Origin of the sequence: Fibrobacter sp. UWR3, from assembly GCF_900143055.1 — a bacterium.
GTDB lineage: Bacteria > Fibrobacterota > Fibrobacteria > Fibrobacterales > Fibrobacteraceae > Fibrobacter.
In genome coordinates, this window is record NZ_FRCW01000001.1 from 85,449 (window position 1) to 100,654 (window position 15,206).

10 protein-coding genes are annotated in these 15,206 nt (G+C 56.7%); 7 read left to right on the top strand and 3 right to left on the bottom strand.

Going from position 1 to position 15,206, the window contains the following annotated elements:
- Window positions 1-1,200 carry a hypothetical protein gene (locus tag BUA44_RS00440; protein WP_072807615.1) on the top strand — a complete coding sequence of 400 codons (1,200 nt, stop codon included), beginning with the start codon at window positions 1-3 and terminating at the stop codon, window positions 1,198-1,200.
- Between the two features lie 169 nt (window positions 1,201-1,369).
- On the opposite strand, the gene BUA44_RS00445 is transcribed toward BUA44_RS00440, so the two are convergent.
- Window positions 1,370-1,912, bottom strand: coding sequence for a PEGA domain-containing protein (locus BUA44_RS00445; RefSeq protein WP_072807616.1), 543 nt, complete (start codon window positions 1,910-1,912; stop codon window positions 1,370-1,372).
- Between the two features lie 118 nt (window positions 1,913-2,030).
- On the opposite strand from BUA44_RS00445, the gene BUA44_RS00450 reads away from it, so the two are divergent.
- Window positions 2,031-3,725: an ABC-ATPase domain-containing protein gene (locus tag BUA44_RS00450; protein ID WP_072807617.1), complete on the top strand. Its 1,695-nt coding sequence runs from the start codon at window positions 2,031-2,033 to the stop codon at window positions 3,723-3,725.
- Window positions 3,726-3,781: 56 nt separating this feature from the next.
- Here BUA44_RS00450 and BUA44_RS00455 read toward each other — a convergent pair whose 3' ends face one another.
- On the bottom strand, window positions 3,782-5,302 hold the full coding sequence (locus BUA44_RS00455) for an esterase (protein WP_072807618.1): 1,521 nt from the start codon (window positions 5,300-5,302) through the stop codon (window positions 3,782-3,784).
- A 208-nt stretch (window positions 5,303-5,510) separates the two neighbouring features.
- Here BUA44_RS00455 and BUA44_RS00460 point away from each other — a divergent pair, with 208 nt between their 5' ends.
- Both BUA44_RS00460 and BUA44_RS00465 read left to right on the top strand, forming a co-directional pair.
- Entirely contained in the window at window positions 5,511-9,914 is a 4,404-nt protein-coding gene (locus BUA44_RS00460; RefSeq protein WP_083579396.1) for a cadherin repeat domain-containing protein, read from the top strand.
- Between the two features lie 62 nt (window positions 9,915-9,976).
- Window positions 9,977-11,782: an AAA family ATPase gene (locus tag BUA44_RS00465; RefSeq protein WP_083579397.1), complete on the top strand. Its 1,806-nt coding sequence runs from the start codon at window positions 9,977-9,979 to the stop codon at window positions 11,780-11,782.
- Window positions 11,783-11,784: 2 nt separating this feature from the next.
- On the opposite strand, the gene rsmA is transcribed toward BUA44_RS00465, so the two are convergent.
- Window positions 11,785-12,567, bottom strand: a complete 783-nt coding sequence (gene rsmA, locus BUA44_RS00470) for a 16S rRNA (adenine(1518)-N(6)/adenine(1519)-N(6))-dimethyltransferase RsmA (RefSeq protein ID WP_072807955.1) — start codon at window positions 12,565-12,567, stop codon at window positions 11,785-11,787.
- Between the two features lie 44 nt (window positions 12,568-12,611).
- Here rsmA and BUA44_RS00475 point away from each other — a divergent pair, with 44 nt between their 5' ends.
- The 3 genes from BUA44_RS00475 (at window position 12,612) to BUA44_RS00485 (ending at window position 15,163) form a co-directional block, all read left to right on the top strand.
- The gene (locus tag BUA44_RS00475; protein ID WP_083579398.1) at window positions 12,612-13,190 is read left to right on the top strand and encodes a DNA-deoxyinosine glycosylase; all 579 of its coding nucleotides are present in this window, start codon (window positions 12,612-12,614) and stop codon (window positions 13,188-13,190) included.
- A 77-nt stretch (window positions 13,191-13,267) separates the two neighbouring features.
- Entirely contained in the window at window positions 13,268-14,635 is a 1,368-nt protein-coding gene (gene nhaA / locus BUA44_RS00480; RefSeq protein WP_072807621.1) for a Na+/H+ antiporter NhaA, read from the top strand.
- A gap of 69 nt (window positions 14,636-14,704) precedes the next feature.
- Window positions 14,705-15,163, top strand: coding sequence for a GIY-YIG nuclease family protein (locus BUA44_RS00485; protein ID WP_072807622.1), 459 nt, complete (start codon window positions 14,705-14,707; stop codon window positions 15,161-15,163).
- The last annotated feature ends 43 nt before the right edge of the window (window positions 15,164-15,206 follow it).

Here is a 15,206-nt window from a genome sequence, read left to right on the forward strand (position 1 = left end):
ATGAACATCAAGAAGTTTGCCTTTTTGCTGCTTTCCCTTTCTGTAGCCGCTTTTGCGGGCAAGGTAATCACGTACACCGCCTCCTCGGAGGTTTCGCAGGAACAGGCGAACAACACGGCCATCGCGGGTGTCGCCAAGCAGGTTTCCTCGACGGTCGTGACCGACGACAGGCTCCGTACCGAGGATGTTTCCGCGGGCGGCAAGGAAAAGATTTCGCAGACCTACACCTCGAACAAGAACGTGAAGACGAATGTCGACCTCAAGTGGGTGAAGGTGCAGCCGCTCCCGAAGGACGGCAAGAAGTTCCGCGCCACGGCGACGCTCGACGTGGACGAGATGACGAACAACATCCGCCTGCAGATGGCTAACGCGAAGGAGAAGATTGCGAAGTACGAGGCCGACGGCCGTGCCGCGCTGGAAGCATCGCGTTACGACGAGGCTATCCGCATGCTCACTGCCGCAGAGGCGCTCATTGAGCCTTACAGCGCGCTGAAGAGCGAACTTGCGCAGGTGTTTACCCTGAACGAGTCGTTCAACCTGAAGCATAACCTTCCGGGTTTGCGTGCCGATATTGCGTCTAAGCTCGGTAACCTGCAGGTAAAGACCGCGCCCGAAAAGCTCGTGCTCGAGAAGGACGTGATAGAGAACCTCACGGTGACGGTTACCGACGCGAAGGGTGCGGTGACGGACTTCCCGCTCAAGGCGGTGCAGGACGGCAAGAAGCTCGATTCCCGCCGCACGCAGGATAACGGAACTGCCGTGTTTACCATCCCGAACGTGAACTTTGGGGCGGGGACGCTTGCCATATCGTTCGTGCCCGACTTCCCGAAAGATATCCTGAAGGCGGCAAGGCTCGAGAAGGGCTTTGTGGTGCCCTACGAGGTGAAGCAGGCTTCGTGCAACGTGCGGTTTGACTGCACGGGTAGCCCCGAGGGCTGCAAGGCGCTTGCCGACCAGATGGCAAAGCAGGGGGTGCTCGTGGGCAAGAACGCGAAGGACCCGGTTATCAAGGCCGAGGTGAAGGCGACGCCCAAGGGCTCGCTCAACCAGCTGCTTTCCTTTGACGTGATGGTGTCTGTTTCTGGTGACAAGGTAAGTTTTACCAAGTCATCGAAGGGCGTGGGCAAGACCGAGGCCGAGGCGGTGACGAAGGCTGTCGGCAAGCTCAAGGTCAAAGAATTCGACAAGGTTTGCAAATAGAGACTAGGGCGGGCTCCGCCCTCCCTAAGACCCTCCCGACACTCAATAACCCACTCCGTTCATATAACAACGTTTAGGTCTGTGGGTTATTTTCGTGGGCGCCTGACGGTGCATAAAAAAATAAAGGGCGCCGGAAGGCGTCCTTTAATTGTAATGCCTGACTGAGCGATTACTTCTTTTTCTTCTTGCTGCCGCTGGTGGCGTCGAGCTCGATCTTGACGGTTTCTTCACCCTTCACGGTCACGAGCATTTCGGCGGACTTGCGGTTGGAGCATTCTGCGCGAACCAGGTGGTCGCCGGCATCCAGGTTGTGGATGGTGAGCGCTGCACCGTCGGTCTTGTCGGAGTTTTCACCGTCGACGTAGATGATGCACTTGCCCGGCTTGGTGGTCACTTCGATGTTGCCCTTCGGAATCTTGGTACCGTAGTCGAAGGTGTTGCGCTTGTCGTTGCCCGGCCACACGTTCACGCGCTGGTTCACCAGTTCGTAGCCCTGGTCGATGACGATAAGCGTCTGGCGGCCCGACTTGACCTGCATGTTCTCGATGGGGCTCTTGCCCAGGAGTTCATTGCCCAGGTACACGTCGCTGTTGGGCGGGTTGGTAATGATGGTCACGGTTGCGGCCTTACCGCGCGGGGGTGGATCTTCGTCGGCGACAGCCGCAGTAACAAGGAACGCCACCATAAGGGCGAAAATGTAGAGCTTTTTCATTTGCTTACTCCTATTTGCGTTTTACCCTAAAATATAAAGATTTCCTTGAAGTGGCTCGCATTTTATAATATTTTGTAGGTAAAATTCTTTTAAACGAGCCTTTCGGGCCTGATTTTATATGAAAGCACTGTACCAGAAGATACGTTCCCTCGACGGGAAACCCTACGGGACCTACAAGAACCTCGCCACGCGGGAATGGGATTTCGGCGATTTTGTGCTGGAATTCATCCACGTGCAGGGCGACCCGTATGCGCCGGCATCGCGCGTGCTGTTGCGTGCGAAACTCGCGACGCTCGGGTATGCGCCGGAGTGGGGCTCGGATTTCGAGCACCGGCTTTCGCTGAGCGATTTCTTGTACCGGAGGCTCGGACGTATGGTACAGGAACGCTACCCGGGTAAGGATGCCGCCGTGGTGTTCGACACGGCGGGACCCGAAATGCTGGTGCGGAACAGCCTGTGGATAGACAACGGCGAGATCCGCGCGTGTCTGCAGGTGAGGCTCCCTGGCGAGGGGCGCAAGATACAGGCGGAACTTGCCGCCGAGATTTTGACGATGGTCATGCCCGACCTGGTAGCGGCGGGGCTCTACTACACGCAGGGCGACGAACCCGCGATGCAGCGACATTACCGCGTGCTTGCCGAACGCAGGGAAATCCTTGCGCAGCTGGACGGGCGCGGGCTCTGCGCGTTTGTGCCCGACGGGGCTGTGCTTCCGCGGGCATCGGGCCTGAGCGAAATGCCGCTTGAAGGGGCGGTGCCGTTTGCAGCGCCTGCGGAACTTGCGGTGACGTTGAATGCCTGCGGGCGCGAAATCCGCGGGATGGGTATCCCGAAGGGGATTACGGTAATTACCGGCGGTGCGTTCCACGGGAAGTCCACGCTGCTGCAGGCGCTTGTACGTGCGGTGTACCCGCATGTTCCGGGCGACGGGCGCGAGGGTATAGTCGTGGACGATACTGCTCTCCGTGTGGGCGTGGAGGACGGGCGCAGCGTACGCGGGACCGACCTCTCGATGTTCGTTCGTGACCTGCCCGGTGGTATAAGCACGAAGGATTTCAGCACGCTCTCGGCTTCGGGTTCCACGAGCGAGGCGGCGAACCTGCTCGAGGCGATGGAGGCGGGAGCGCGCACGTTCCTTATCGACGAGGATTCCTCGGCGGTGAACTTCCTGATTCGCGACGTGCGCGTGCGCAAGCTGCTGGGCGACGAGCGCGAACCGCTAATTCCGCTGACCGACCGCATTCGTTCTCTCGCTTCTGCGGGTATGAACTTTATCCTTGTCGCCGGTGCCTGCGGGGACTATCTCGACCTTGCAGACAACATAATCGTGATGGCGAATTACAGGGCGGAATGCGCTAAGATGTCATCCTGGAGCCGTGTGGCGATAGGATCCACGTCGGAGCTTGCCGAAGTGCCACAATCGCGCCCCTTCGCCGCCTACATGCAGCCCCTGCAGAAACATGTGCGGCCTGCCTCTGCGGTGGAGCGCCAGGTGAAGGTGAAACTCGCCGGCGATTCGCTTTTGCAGATTGGTTTCCTTGTGGCCGATACCTCGCGCCTCGTGACGCTTGTGGATAGGCAGCAGCGGCTTGGTGCAGGGTTCATGCTGCTCAATATGCTCCAGAACGCGGCGAGCAATACCGCGGAGGGTTCTGCCCCCGCAAGTGATTCCGTTGCGGGTGCGGCGCAGAAACTCTGCGATACGATTTGCAATGTCGGGTTCAGGAACCTGCCGCAGGGCATGAGCCGCGAGATGAGCTTACCCCGTGCCGTAGACATCGCCTGCGTGGCGTTCCGGCTTAACGGAAAATAAAAAAGGCCTGCCGTGTTACCGGCGGACCCTAGGGTAGTTTATGGAGGTGTAAAACTTTAGAACTGCTCGAAGAACTCGTGTACCGCTTCGGGGACCCAGGTCTGTTCCCAGTTCCAGCCGACGCCCATGTTGCCGGTGTCGTGCGCAGTCCACTGGTGGTCACCCGGCCAGGTGCACCACTTGACGGGGAAGCGTTCGTCTACGTTCTTGAAGTCGTAGCACACGTGCCCTGTATTGCCGCTGATTTCCTTGGGCTTCTCGGAACTTGCGTCGGTGAAGTCGCCGTTCGCGTCGGCCTTGCCGTTACGCTTGAGGATGCGCGGAAGGGCGCTGTTCTTTGCACGGTCGTAATTGCAACGGCCATCGTTTACGCCATGTACGTTCATCCAGGCGATGGGTAGGTCCTTCATATTGTTGCCTTCGGGCAGCCAGATGTTGTAGTCGGCAACGGCGTATGTCGCGGCGGCACGCACGCGGCTCTGCATATCTTGCATAAGCGAGTAGCTGAACATGGCGCCGAAGCTGAAGCCTGTAATGAACACGCGGCTCGTGTCGATGCAGTAGTTCTCCTCGAGGGTGGTGAGCGTCTGCGCGAAGAAGTCGTGGTCGCCCTGGCCCTTGGTCCACAGGCCGCCAACCGCATCGAGAGAAACGAAGATGTAGTCGCCGTTCTTGTCGAGCACTTGCTGGCCGTAGTACGGAGTGGGGTGGTCGTAGTCGGCCTTGTGGTGCACGAAGTCCTCGCCATTGCTGCCGTAGCAGTGCAGTGCAAAGAGCACCTTGTGCGGCTTCTTGTTGTCGTAGTTCTTGGGCAGGGTGATGAAGTAGGTGCGGTTGTCGTTGCCTACCTTGATCTGGAACTGGTCGCCATTTTCGACGCTCTTGACCTTTTGCAACTTGGAGTTGGAACCGCAGCCCTTGCTCGGGGTGGGTTCGTTCCCCAGCGCATAGCCGAACTTGAACTGCGGTGCCACTGCCTTGAGTTTCACGTCGAGCGTGGTGTCGAGCGTGCCGAGCGGTACCGTGAGCGTGTCGAAGCCCTCTGCCACGAAGCGGATTGCCTCGCCCTGCGCTACCTCCTTCAGGAGTGCGCTTGCATGTGCGCTGAAGGTGTTGCTGTAGCTGCCCTCGGTAGAGAACTTGAAATTCTGCCTTGCGTTACCTACGGTTACCTGCGCGAAGTAGGTGCCGTGCGCCTTGATGGCCCTGTTCAGGTCGAACATGCCGGAGCCCTGCAGGGTCTTGCCGAAAACCTGGTTCCCCAGCGAGTTGAATATCTGCACGTGGACGGGCGCGCTGGTGCTCTGCGAGTACGAGAGCACGCCGTTGTTGACGCTCACGTACCCGACGGAATTCCTGACGGCATGGAAGCCGATGGTTTCGTCCTCGAAGAGGGTGAATTTGCCCTGGTTGTCGGTGGTGGTCGCCTTGCCCTCTTTGAGGAGGCTTACCGAGACGCCCTCGAGCGCTTTGCCCTGCTCGTCGGAAACGCTGCCCGACACGGTGTAGGCGGAAGCGAGCCCGCAAAAAGCGAGAATGCTCGCCGTCGCAAGAAAACTGCGCGTGATAATACTCATTTGTACTCCTTTTTTGCCCTAATCCACCTACGGAGCACACCCTGACATTAAGTAATCTAATGTGGTATAGGAAAAATGTTCCCCGACGTTCCTCGATACTTATGGATGAATTGTCTATAAAAGGGGCAATTGCGGACAAACGTTTACTTTTTTTTATTATATTTTTTTTACGTACGGGGTGCTTCGAGCATTTATTAGGAGAAAAACGATGAAACAGTGTAAATTGTCGTTTGCACTAGGGACGCTGTTCCTGTGCCTTGGGGGCGTGGCGGAACTTTTTGCCTCGGAAATTACGCCGTTCTATTTCGGTGCGAGTCCTGACGCGTTGACGGATAAGGAGCAGAACGACGAATGGCAGAGACTCATTAAGTACAAACTATGGGGGACGGGCATAAGTGGGGATGCCTATGGCGTCGCCTTCATTGGGCAGGACGTGCAGATTACTGATTCGGTCGGGTATTCGGGGAGCGCGATTGCCGGGCTTGAAATGCGCAACATCAAGCACAGCATTGGTGGCCCGCTCGCCTTTGCAGGGAATTTCCAAAACGGGGATGGCCAGGACAATATCGTGACCGGCCCTTCGTACTTCGGCGGAAATTTCAACATAGGCAATAACGCCGTTAACAGCGATAACGTGGAACTTCACGGGAACTTCTGCGTGCGTGGGGACAAGTCTACCATGACCAAGGGCTTGGTCAAGGGCGGGGGAAAGCTTGACTGCGCCGCAAATGATATCCCGGCACTTGATAGCACACTGGATGTGCCGCGCGTAGACCATTCCTCGATTACCTATGACTTAGAAGTCGATTCGTACACGTTCAGCGATAAGACCAACTACATCGACATTCCATCAGGTTCCGGCCAGTTCTACAATATCCATGTGAAAGGGGACATGCTGCTGGACAACAACAACGACAACCTGTTCATTCGCATGTCGGGGAATCGTTATGTGAGAATCTTTGTCGACGGAAATCTTACGGTTACATCTACGTTGCACAACATAGTCATTTTGAACGTGACGGAGGGTTCCTGGAACGAGACGACACAGCAGTGGGAAGGCGGTACCCTGGACACCACGCTGAATAAGAACTACGGCGGAAATCTCCTTTTCTACACGCCGAACGACATCGCGTTCCCGGCAGAGAACTGCACTATCCAGGGAACGTATATTTCGGGTGGCACAATCAGTTTTCAGCAGCATTACAACTTTGCGGGGCAGCTCCTGGCAAAGAAGGTTTCCATCAATGCCGAATTCAAGGCGGGCGACTTCCGTTACGTGCCGTTCAGACCACCTGTAATCAACATGGCGGTGGGTTCCATGGCCTACGAAGATAACGAGGCCCGCGGCGATACGGTGAAGCTCGTGCTTTCAAAGGACCCGCCGACCCGCGTGACGTTCGACTACTGTTTTTCCCTGAAGCCCGCGAGCGAATGCGACGGCTTCATGGACGACCCTGCCTGCAGCTTTGCAAACGCGAATGACGTGCTGGAATCGAACTACACCGAGATTCCGGTGTGCGGGAGAGATACGGGGCATGCGGCGTTCCCGCAGTTCTCGAAGGATTTGGAAACGCCCATCGTTTTCCACGCGAAGGACGACATGCTCGAGGAAGCGGACGAGCTCGTCCTGGTGAAGATTTTCAACCTGACGGCGGCGATTACCCCGGACGGCGACCGCAATGCGGATTCCAGCTACTCGATGGAGTATGTCATCGTGGATAACGACAAGCGGCCCGTGTCGAAAGATACTTCCGTCACCGTCATGATGAACGAGACATTGCCGATAACTGCTTTCCCGGCGTACGAGAATGACGGCGTGACTGTACTCGACAAGTACGGCGTGATTATCAAGACGCTCCCTGCCTCGGGCACGCTCAAGTACAACGGCGCTCCCGTAGCGGCTGGAGACTTCATCAAGTTCCCCGGTAGCCTGAACTACACTCCGGCGCATGACGAGTACGGCTCGCCCTATACGACATTTGAATTTATGGTGGCGAACATCCATAACCCGGACATCAGCGATTCCGCGAGGACGATGACGATAAACGTGGTGCGGTTCCAGTACACCATCAACGAGAACGCTTCGGTCGATACGCTCGTCGGGATTATAGATGAGCTGCGCATTAGCGACATCGAGAGCTGCGCTATCGTTTCGGGCGATACGGGTGCCACCTTCAGGTTCGATACTACGCGCATATACGTCAACGGGGTTCTCGATTTTGAGACGCAGTCCTCCTACGTGTTCTTTGTGAAGTGCGCAAACAGCACGTCCGAAGATTCGACCGCGGTGGAAATCCTGATTGTCGACGAGAACGATCCGCCTTCCGTGACGGATACGGTGATGCAGGTTTCCGAAAACATGCCCGTGGGGGCGACCGTCGGTACGATGCTCTACTACGACCAGGACGGCGAAAATTCCGGATTCTGCGAGAACAGCTTTAGCCTCGTGGGCGGTGATTCCGCACTCTTCAAGATTGATGCGCGGACGGGTGTGATTACGACGCGAGAGGTGTTTGACTACGAGGCGCTCCCGGACAGCCAGAAGTACTACGTGGTAAAGGTCCAGATTGCGGATACCGACGGCAACAAGAGCGTGGCCGAAGTGAAAATCAACATCGTGAACGTGATGGAGACCTCCGTGATTGTCGTGACCCACGCGGAATCGGGCAACGGCAACTATAGCGAGTCGAACCCGAAGGAACCGATCAAGATAAACGACAAGACGCTCACGCTCTCGTGGACGGGCGACGCCATTCCCCAGCCGGATACGACCCTCACGGACTTGCACGAGGGCTACAACGTGGTGACGCTCACCTATTACGACAAGACGAAGGACATGCCCGCCGTGAAGGAAGTGATAATATTCGTTTGTACGAAGACTCCCGAGGTGCAGGTTTCTACGACGGTCGAAAAGATGCCCGATGCGAATATCTATACCATCGCGGAAGAACCCGCCGAGGGCGATACCGCGTTCTACGTGAACAAGAAGCAGAACGATATCTCCGTCAAGGTCAAGGAACCGGTTCTCGATTCCACGTACACGGATTCTACCTGCAAGTACACGGAACGCGAAATCATCGTTTCTGCAGTTATGTTCGAGACGCTGAACGTACCGCAGGCGACGTTCAAGACGGTCGAAAAGATTGCTTCGGAAAAGCCCGTGCTGAACGATATGCCCGCTGGCAGCGTGAAGCAGGCGCCCTTCAACGACAGCCTCGTGCTCGTGAGCTACAGGGAGGCTATCGGGAACGATTCCGTGACCGTCTCTTACGTGACGAACGCGAAGGGCGACGTGGTGGACGGGCAGATAAAGGTTTCGTTCACGACGAAGATTGACGGGAAGGCTGTCGAGATTTCGTATGTGGCGGATGCCTTCACCGGCGCGCCCGTGGAATCGGAAACGGGTGCGGTCTATACGGTAAGCTACCGCTATACCGACAGGAACGGTGAATCGGTCACGGTGGGCTATGCGCTGGATTCCAAGGGCAAGACTATCGAGGACAAGGACGGCAACGTGGGCTACGAGGTGACCTACATGTACGAGAATGCGTTCGGCAATGTATCTAGCCAGTCCATCTATATCGTGGTCGACGTGATTCCCCCGAAGGTGGAAATCCTTTCGCCGGAAAACAACGCGATATTCTATGCCAACTACGTGGACGTGAAATGGACCGTTGACAGGAACGACGGCAACGGCCCCGTGGTGATGGACACGCTTACCGAGCAGGGGCTCGTGAAGGGTGGCAATGCGATTGTGCGCTTCTACCGCGACAAGGCGGGCAACGTGGCGAGCGATACGGTGAAGGTCATCATGAAGAACTCGAAGGACCTGGATATTTCCGTGGTCACCCCGGTGACAATCGTGACCCGCGAGAAGACCGAGGAATACTATGCCAGCAACGAACCGAAGGAAGGGCAGACCTTCGCGGTGACCATCTACAATTCGAAGGCGGACAAGGAAATCGAGACGCTCCGTGGCGGCGATTTCAAGACGGAGGAAGGGAGCGGCGATGAACCGTACCCGGGACTCGAGGGGCACCTTGGCCCGACGCTCGCCATCGACACGAAGCTCTCCACGATTCGCCCCACGCTTGGCCTCGCCACGCTCGATGACCTTGTCGGGAAGGACGGCCTTGTAAACTACGACGGGATTGATTCCGAGAACGGCGACAAGCACACCGTCGAGGAATACGTGCGTGAACATTGCACTGCGAAATTCCAGGAATCCCTCGGGAGCGACATCTCGAAGGCGAGCCTGTACCACACGACGATGAAGGTGAAAATCTGGGTGTACACGACGCTCGGGAATTTTGTGGACTACTTCTCGTTCGAGCAGGATCTCGACAAGCCCGAATACACGAACGATGCGGGCGTGATGACGCTTTACTTCGAGCAGAAACCGGACAAGGACGGCTACGTGAGAACGGCGGACGGACGCCAGTACGCGACCGGCGCATACCTGTACAAGACCGATGTCTCGGTCAGGTCCGAACTGCAGTGCGATACGCCGCCCGTGGAAAGGGACAAGGAATCCAACAGGAAGGGTTACGTGCGCAAGGTGCGCGACGACCTGCTGAAGCCCTTCGGCTACAAGAGGCCGAACCGCAAGTAATTTTCTGTTGTCCGCATGCCTGGCGCTCTTTTCCGGATATTATTTTATAGATTTGGAAAGGTATGCCGAGAAGAAAGATAAACCAGACAATGCTTACGTGCATCACCATCGTCATGATGTTGGTGATGCTTTTTGGGTCTTTTGGGATAATCAAGCTCACTACTATTCTCGGCCCATCTTCGTACTTCCTCTTTATTTTGCTTTTCCTGATTGTGGCGGTTATCGGATTCCATATATGGACCCGCTACCGCTCTACCGAGACCGCGCAGCAGGTTGCCGACCTCATGAAGGAGGTAATGACCTCCCCGCTGGAAAAGTCTCTCGCGGGCGATTCGCAGTATGCCGTCGCTGTAAGGCCCGATGGCAAGATAGACCCGAAGCTCACGAAGTACATGACAAAACTTGCACCAACGGTGAATGCCATCTCGAACTTTTTCAAGGACTTCATATACTACGACGGCGTTGCCGAGAAATTGCGCCAGCATTTTGAACTGGGCGAAGGCACGGATACCTTCCAGGAACTTTCGACCATATTCCTCTCGGATGTCAACTACCTCTCGGAAAAGCTCGGGCACGAGATGAGCCTGGACGATTACGAGTCGTGCGGATTTGTAGCCCTGCTGTTGCGCCTGCGTACGAACGCCCCTGCCACTACGGACTGGAACCGCCTTGTACTGCAGTCGTTTGTCGACAGGGAAATAGAGATGGGCCCGCTGGTCCATAACCTCGAGAAGAACCACGCGCAGTTGGAATCTACGGGAGAACTCTTCCTGTTCTCCGCAATTTTTGGCGGGTATTCGCCCGATGCGGTCCGCAAGTACATGCGCCTGATGTACGATTACTCCGCGGCGCTCGCGAACATCGACGGCAGGCTCACGCCCGAAGAGGTGCAGTGGCTGCAGTACCTGGAACGCTATATCGGCAACAACCGCTCGGCGGCGCGTCGCCCGGGATTCGTGAAGTGCTCCACGCGCGTAGTGAACTACAAGGATACCCCGCTGAAGGATGCCGTAAAGCGGAATTTCCGCATACAGAAAGAGGAACACGTCCCGTCCGGCGAGGCGGTGAAGCAGCTCGATTCCCTCATCGGGCTTTCGACGGTAAAGAAGGAAGTCGTCACGTTCTACAACTTTATCCGCGTGCAGAATGAACGCAAGAAGAAGGGACTTTCCGTGCCCCCGACATCGTACCACTTCGTGTTTTCAGGAAACCCCGGTACCGGCAAGACGACGATTGCGCGCATCATGGCCGAAATTTTCAAGGACCTGGGTGTGCTCCGGAAGGGCCACCTGGTAGAGGCGACCCGTGCGGACCTGGTTGCGGGTTACATGGGGCAGACCGCCATCAAGACGAACAAGGTAATTGACGAGGCACTGGACGGCGTATTGTTTATCGACGAGGCCTACACGCTCGCGCGCAGTGCGGAAAACGACTACGGGCAGGAGGCGATTGACACGCTCCTCAAGCGCATGGAAGATGACCGCGAAAGGCTGGTGGTGATTATCGCCGGCTATACCGAAGAAATCAAGCGCTTCGTGAATTCGAATCCGGGTCTATCCTCGAGGTTCAACAGGTACATAGACTTCCCCGACTACACTGAAGACGAGCTTGCGCAAATTTTCAGATCGTTCCTCAACAAATACGACTACAAGATGGGCACGGCCGCCGCTGCCGCCATGAAGCGCTGCATTGCCGATGCGGTGAGCCGGAAGGATAGCAGGTTCGGTAACGGGCGCTACGTGCGCAACCTGTTCGAGAAGGTCATCGAGAAGCAGGCGAACCGCTTGGCGGCATCGCCCGACCTGGGCAGTGTTGACGTGAGCAGCCTTACCGCGACTGACTTCGAGCAGGCCACGGTCGAAAAATAAGGTTATTCCCCGACGATGACCTTGTAGAATTCAAGGAACTGCGCGGGGGAAAGTTCCTCGGCGCGTACCGTAGTGGGGTAGTCCAAAAGCTCGATGGCTTCCTGGATTTTCTTCTTGTCGTAGGCGCGGCCGAACGAGTTCGCGAGTGTCTTCCTCTTTTGCGTGAAGGCGGCGCGTACGAACTCGAAATAGCCCTCGGGAGCGGCAAGCGGGCATTCCTTGGGTGTGAGGAGCATCGTGGCGCTGTCTACGTTCGGGCGGGGCGTGAAGTGCTCGGGCCCGATCTTGCGCAATATCTGCGTGTCGGCGAACGCGGACACGAGTACGGAGAGGCTCCCGTAGTTGCTGCTGCAAGGGGCGGCGCAGATGCGTTCGGCGACTTCCAGCTGGACCATTCCCATGAATCCCTTTGTGAGGTGCAGGCGAGGCATGAGCCCCGCGATAATCGCTGTGGACACGTTGTAGGGCAGGTTCCCGGTAACCCACGGCTTTTCGTGCGCGTCGAGGAATGCCTGCAGGTCGAACTTGAGAAAGTCGCAGTTTACGATGTGGAAGTTCTCGCGGCCCTGGAATTTCTGTTGCAGAAATTCCACGCACTGCTCGTCGATTTCGACGGCAGTGAGTTGCACGGCGCGGTCGAGCAGGTGTTCCGTGAGGGCGCCGTGCCCAGGGCCGATCTCGAGCACTGCCTCTCCGGCATTTGCAGGCAGGTCGCCCGCAATCATCTGTGCGGTAGGTACATCCAGAAAGTTCTGGCCAAACTTGCGGCGGCGTGCTCTGTCCATGCAGGGAAAGATAGAAAATTTCATATTTTTACCCGCAGTTGCTTATGACCACCAGAACAGAAAAGAGAACGAACCGCGCGCATCTTGCTGCCGGCAAGAAGTCGACTGCTGGCAAGAAGGCTCCTGCTGGCAAAAATGTGCGCGCCCGCGTGACGCACGAGTTCTCCGCGGTTTACGACCGGGATTCGCGCGTGCTCCTGCTGGGCTCGATACCATCCCCCAAGTCGCGGGAAGTGGGCTTCTACTACGGGCATCCGCAGAATCGTTTCTGGAAGGTGCTCGCAACAGTCCTCGGCGAAAAAATTCCCGAGACCATCCCGCAAAAGAAGGCCATGCTCAAGAGGCACCACATCGCCCTCTGGGACGTGCTCGAAAGCTGTACCATCGTGGGGGCGAGCGACACGAGCATCGAGGATGCCGTCCCGAACAAGATAGCCGCGTTGGTGGCAAGGTCGAAGGTAACCCGCATATTCTGTACGGGCGCCACTGCGCACAAACTATACCAGAAGTACTGTGCCGCCGATGTAGGCATCGATGCGGTTAAACTCCCCTCCACGTCGCCCGCGAACTGCGCCATATCGCTCGAAAGGCTCGTGGATGCTTACCGCGATATACTCGTTTAGGCCCGTTTATCGTAAAATTTTGCAGTTTTTCGCTTTTCCGTCAAAGATTTTTTCAAAATAATCTATATTGTTTTCGTATGTCAGCAAAAGTTACTAGCAGCGACAAGATTGAAGATCTGTTCCCGGAAACCCCCGTCCGGAAAATCATTACCCCTGTTGAACGCCTGATGAAGGTGGAAACGACGGGCGGCATCGTGCTCATTGTCATGACGCTTGCCGCTCTTGTCTGGGCGAACCTGAGCCCCGAAACGTACCACCACTTTTGGCACATGCCGTTCTCCATGACGATTGGCGGCTGGACTGGCGCGGGCGACCTGCACTGGTTTATCAACGATGCCCTGATGACGATATTCTTCTTCAATATCGGTCTCGAGGTCAAGGGCGAAATGACATACGGCGAACTGCACGACCCGAAGGCGGCGAGCCTGCCGATTATCGCGGCTGCGGGCGGTATGCTTTTCCCTGCACTTATTTACTTGCTCCTTTGCCCGCATGGCGAACATAGCGCCGCCCACGGATGGGGCGTGCCGACTGCTACCGATATCGCCTTCGTGGTGGGCTGCATGGCCATTCTCGGGAAGAAGGTGCCGCATGCCCTGCGCGTGATGATTTTGACCCTCGCCATTGCCGACGATATCGGCGCCATCCTCGTGATTGCGATTGGCTACCCGAGCGGCGACGGCATCAACTTTGTGGCCCTCGGGACGGGCTTTGCACTGCTGGTGCTTATCAACGTGCTGTTCCGCATTGGCGTGCGTAACCTGCTGCTGCACGGCGTGATTGGCGTTGCGGTGTGGGCGTTCTTTGTGAAGAGCGGCGTGCACCCGACCATCGCGGGCGTGCTGCTTGGCCTCTCGGTACCGGCGAAGCCCGTGCTCGCGAAGGGCAGGCTTGCCCACTTTGCGGGTAGCCTGGGCGGCGCGCTTTCGGGCGAGGCGAAGGACAGGAACGAACAGTACGAGGTGTTCCAGCAGCTCAAGCGCGGTGCGCGCGAGAGTATCTCGATGCAGGAACGTTTCTTCAAGCCGCTGGTGCCCTGGGTGAACTTCTTCATTATGCCGCTGTTCGCGCTCAGCAACGCGGGTGTCGAAATCAAGCTTGGCGGCGTCGAGATTCCGGTGATGGGTGCCGTGGCAATCGCCCTCATTCTGGGCAAGCCTATCGGCATATTCCTGTTCAGTTTGCTCTCGGTCAAGATTGGCATTTCCAAGAAGCCGAGCTACCCCTGGAAGGTCCTTTGGGGTGGCGGCATGCTTGCGGGTATCGGGTTTACGATGGCGTTGTTTGTCGCGGGCCTTGCCTTCGACGTGGGCGACCGCCAGGACTCCGCGAAACTCGGCATATTGCTCGGAAGCTTCTGTGCTGCAATCCTCGGTACGATATACATGAACATCGTGTCGAAGCCGCATGACGCTCCTGAAGAGCCGAAGAACGAAGCGACCTAGGCTCTGCCAACTAAGCTCTGCCCACTGCCGACTAAGTTCTGCCAACTAAAATCTGCCGACTGCCATAAAATGCCCCACTTCGTTTACATGCTTCGCTGTGCGGGTAACCGCATATACACGGGCTATGCCGTAGATGTCGAGGCGCGTTTTGAACAGCACAAATCCGGAAAGGGGGCGAAGTTCACCAAGGCGTTCCCGCCGGAGTGCATACTGCGCAAGTTCGAACTGCCCTCGTACGAGCAGGCGCTCAGGCTCGAGGCGCGTATCAAGAAACTGGCCCGCGAGCAGAAGGAACTGCTTGCCGGCGGTGACGATGCGATTGCGGCAGAACTGCTTGCGGGTTTGAACGAAACCCTCGAGGAAAAGTCTGCGCGTGAAAGGAAAGAACGCCGCGCAGTCAAGACCTGCAATAAAACAGCCAAGACCTGCGATGAAAAAGCCAAGACCTGCGATAAAACCGTCAAGACCTGCGAAAAAAAGCTGCGCGATAAACGGAAACGACTGAAGGAATCCGTTCAGGATGCGTGAATTCTAATTCATTAAATTAAATGAATTATACCTGTAAAACGCA

Coding starts and splice junctions, on each gene's coding strand:
- rsmA (WP_072807955.1), bottom strand. CDS start 12,567: ATGGACAGAGCACGCCGCCGCAAGTTTGGCCAGAACTTTCTGGATGTA.
- BUA44_RS00475 (WP_083579398.1), top strand. CDS start 12,612: ATGACCACCAGAACAGAAAAGAGAACGAACCGCGCGCATCTTGCTGCC.
- nhaA (WP_072807621.1), top strand. CDS start 13,268: ATGTCAGCAAAAGTTACTAGCAGCGACAAGATTGAAGATCTGTTCCCG.
- BUA44_RS00465 (WP_083579397.1), top strand. CDS start 9,977: ATGCCGAGAAGAAAGATAAACCAGACAATGCTTACGTGCATCACCATC.
- BUA44_RS00455 (WP_072807618.1), bottom strand. CDS start 5,302: ATGAGTATTATCACGCGCAGTTTTCTTGCGACGGCGAGCATTCTCGCT.
- BUA44_RS00450 (WP_072807617.1), top strand. CDS start 2,031: ATGAAAGCACTGTACCAGAAGATACGTTCCCTCGACGGGAAACCCTAC.
- BUA44_RS00485 (WP_072807622.1), top strand. CDS start 14,705: ATGCCCCACTTCGTTTACATGCTTCGCTGTGCGGGTAACCGCATATAC.
- BUA44_RS00460 (WP_083579396.1), top strand. CDS start 5,511: ATGAAACAGTGTAAATTGTCGTTTGCACTAGGGACGCTGTTCCTGTGC.
- BUA44_RS00440 (WP_072807615.1), top strand. CDS start 1: ATGAACATCAAGAAGTTTGCCTTTTTGCTGCTTTCCCTTTCTGTAGCC.
- BUA44_RS00445 (WP_072807616.1), bottom strand. CDS start 1,912: ATGAAAAAGCTCTACATTTTCGCCCTTATGGTGGCGTTCCTTGTTACT.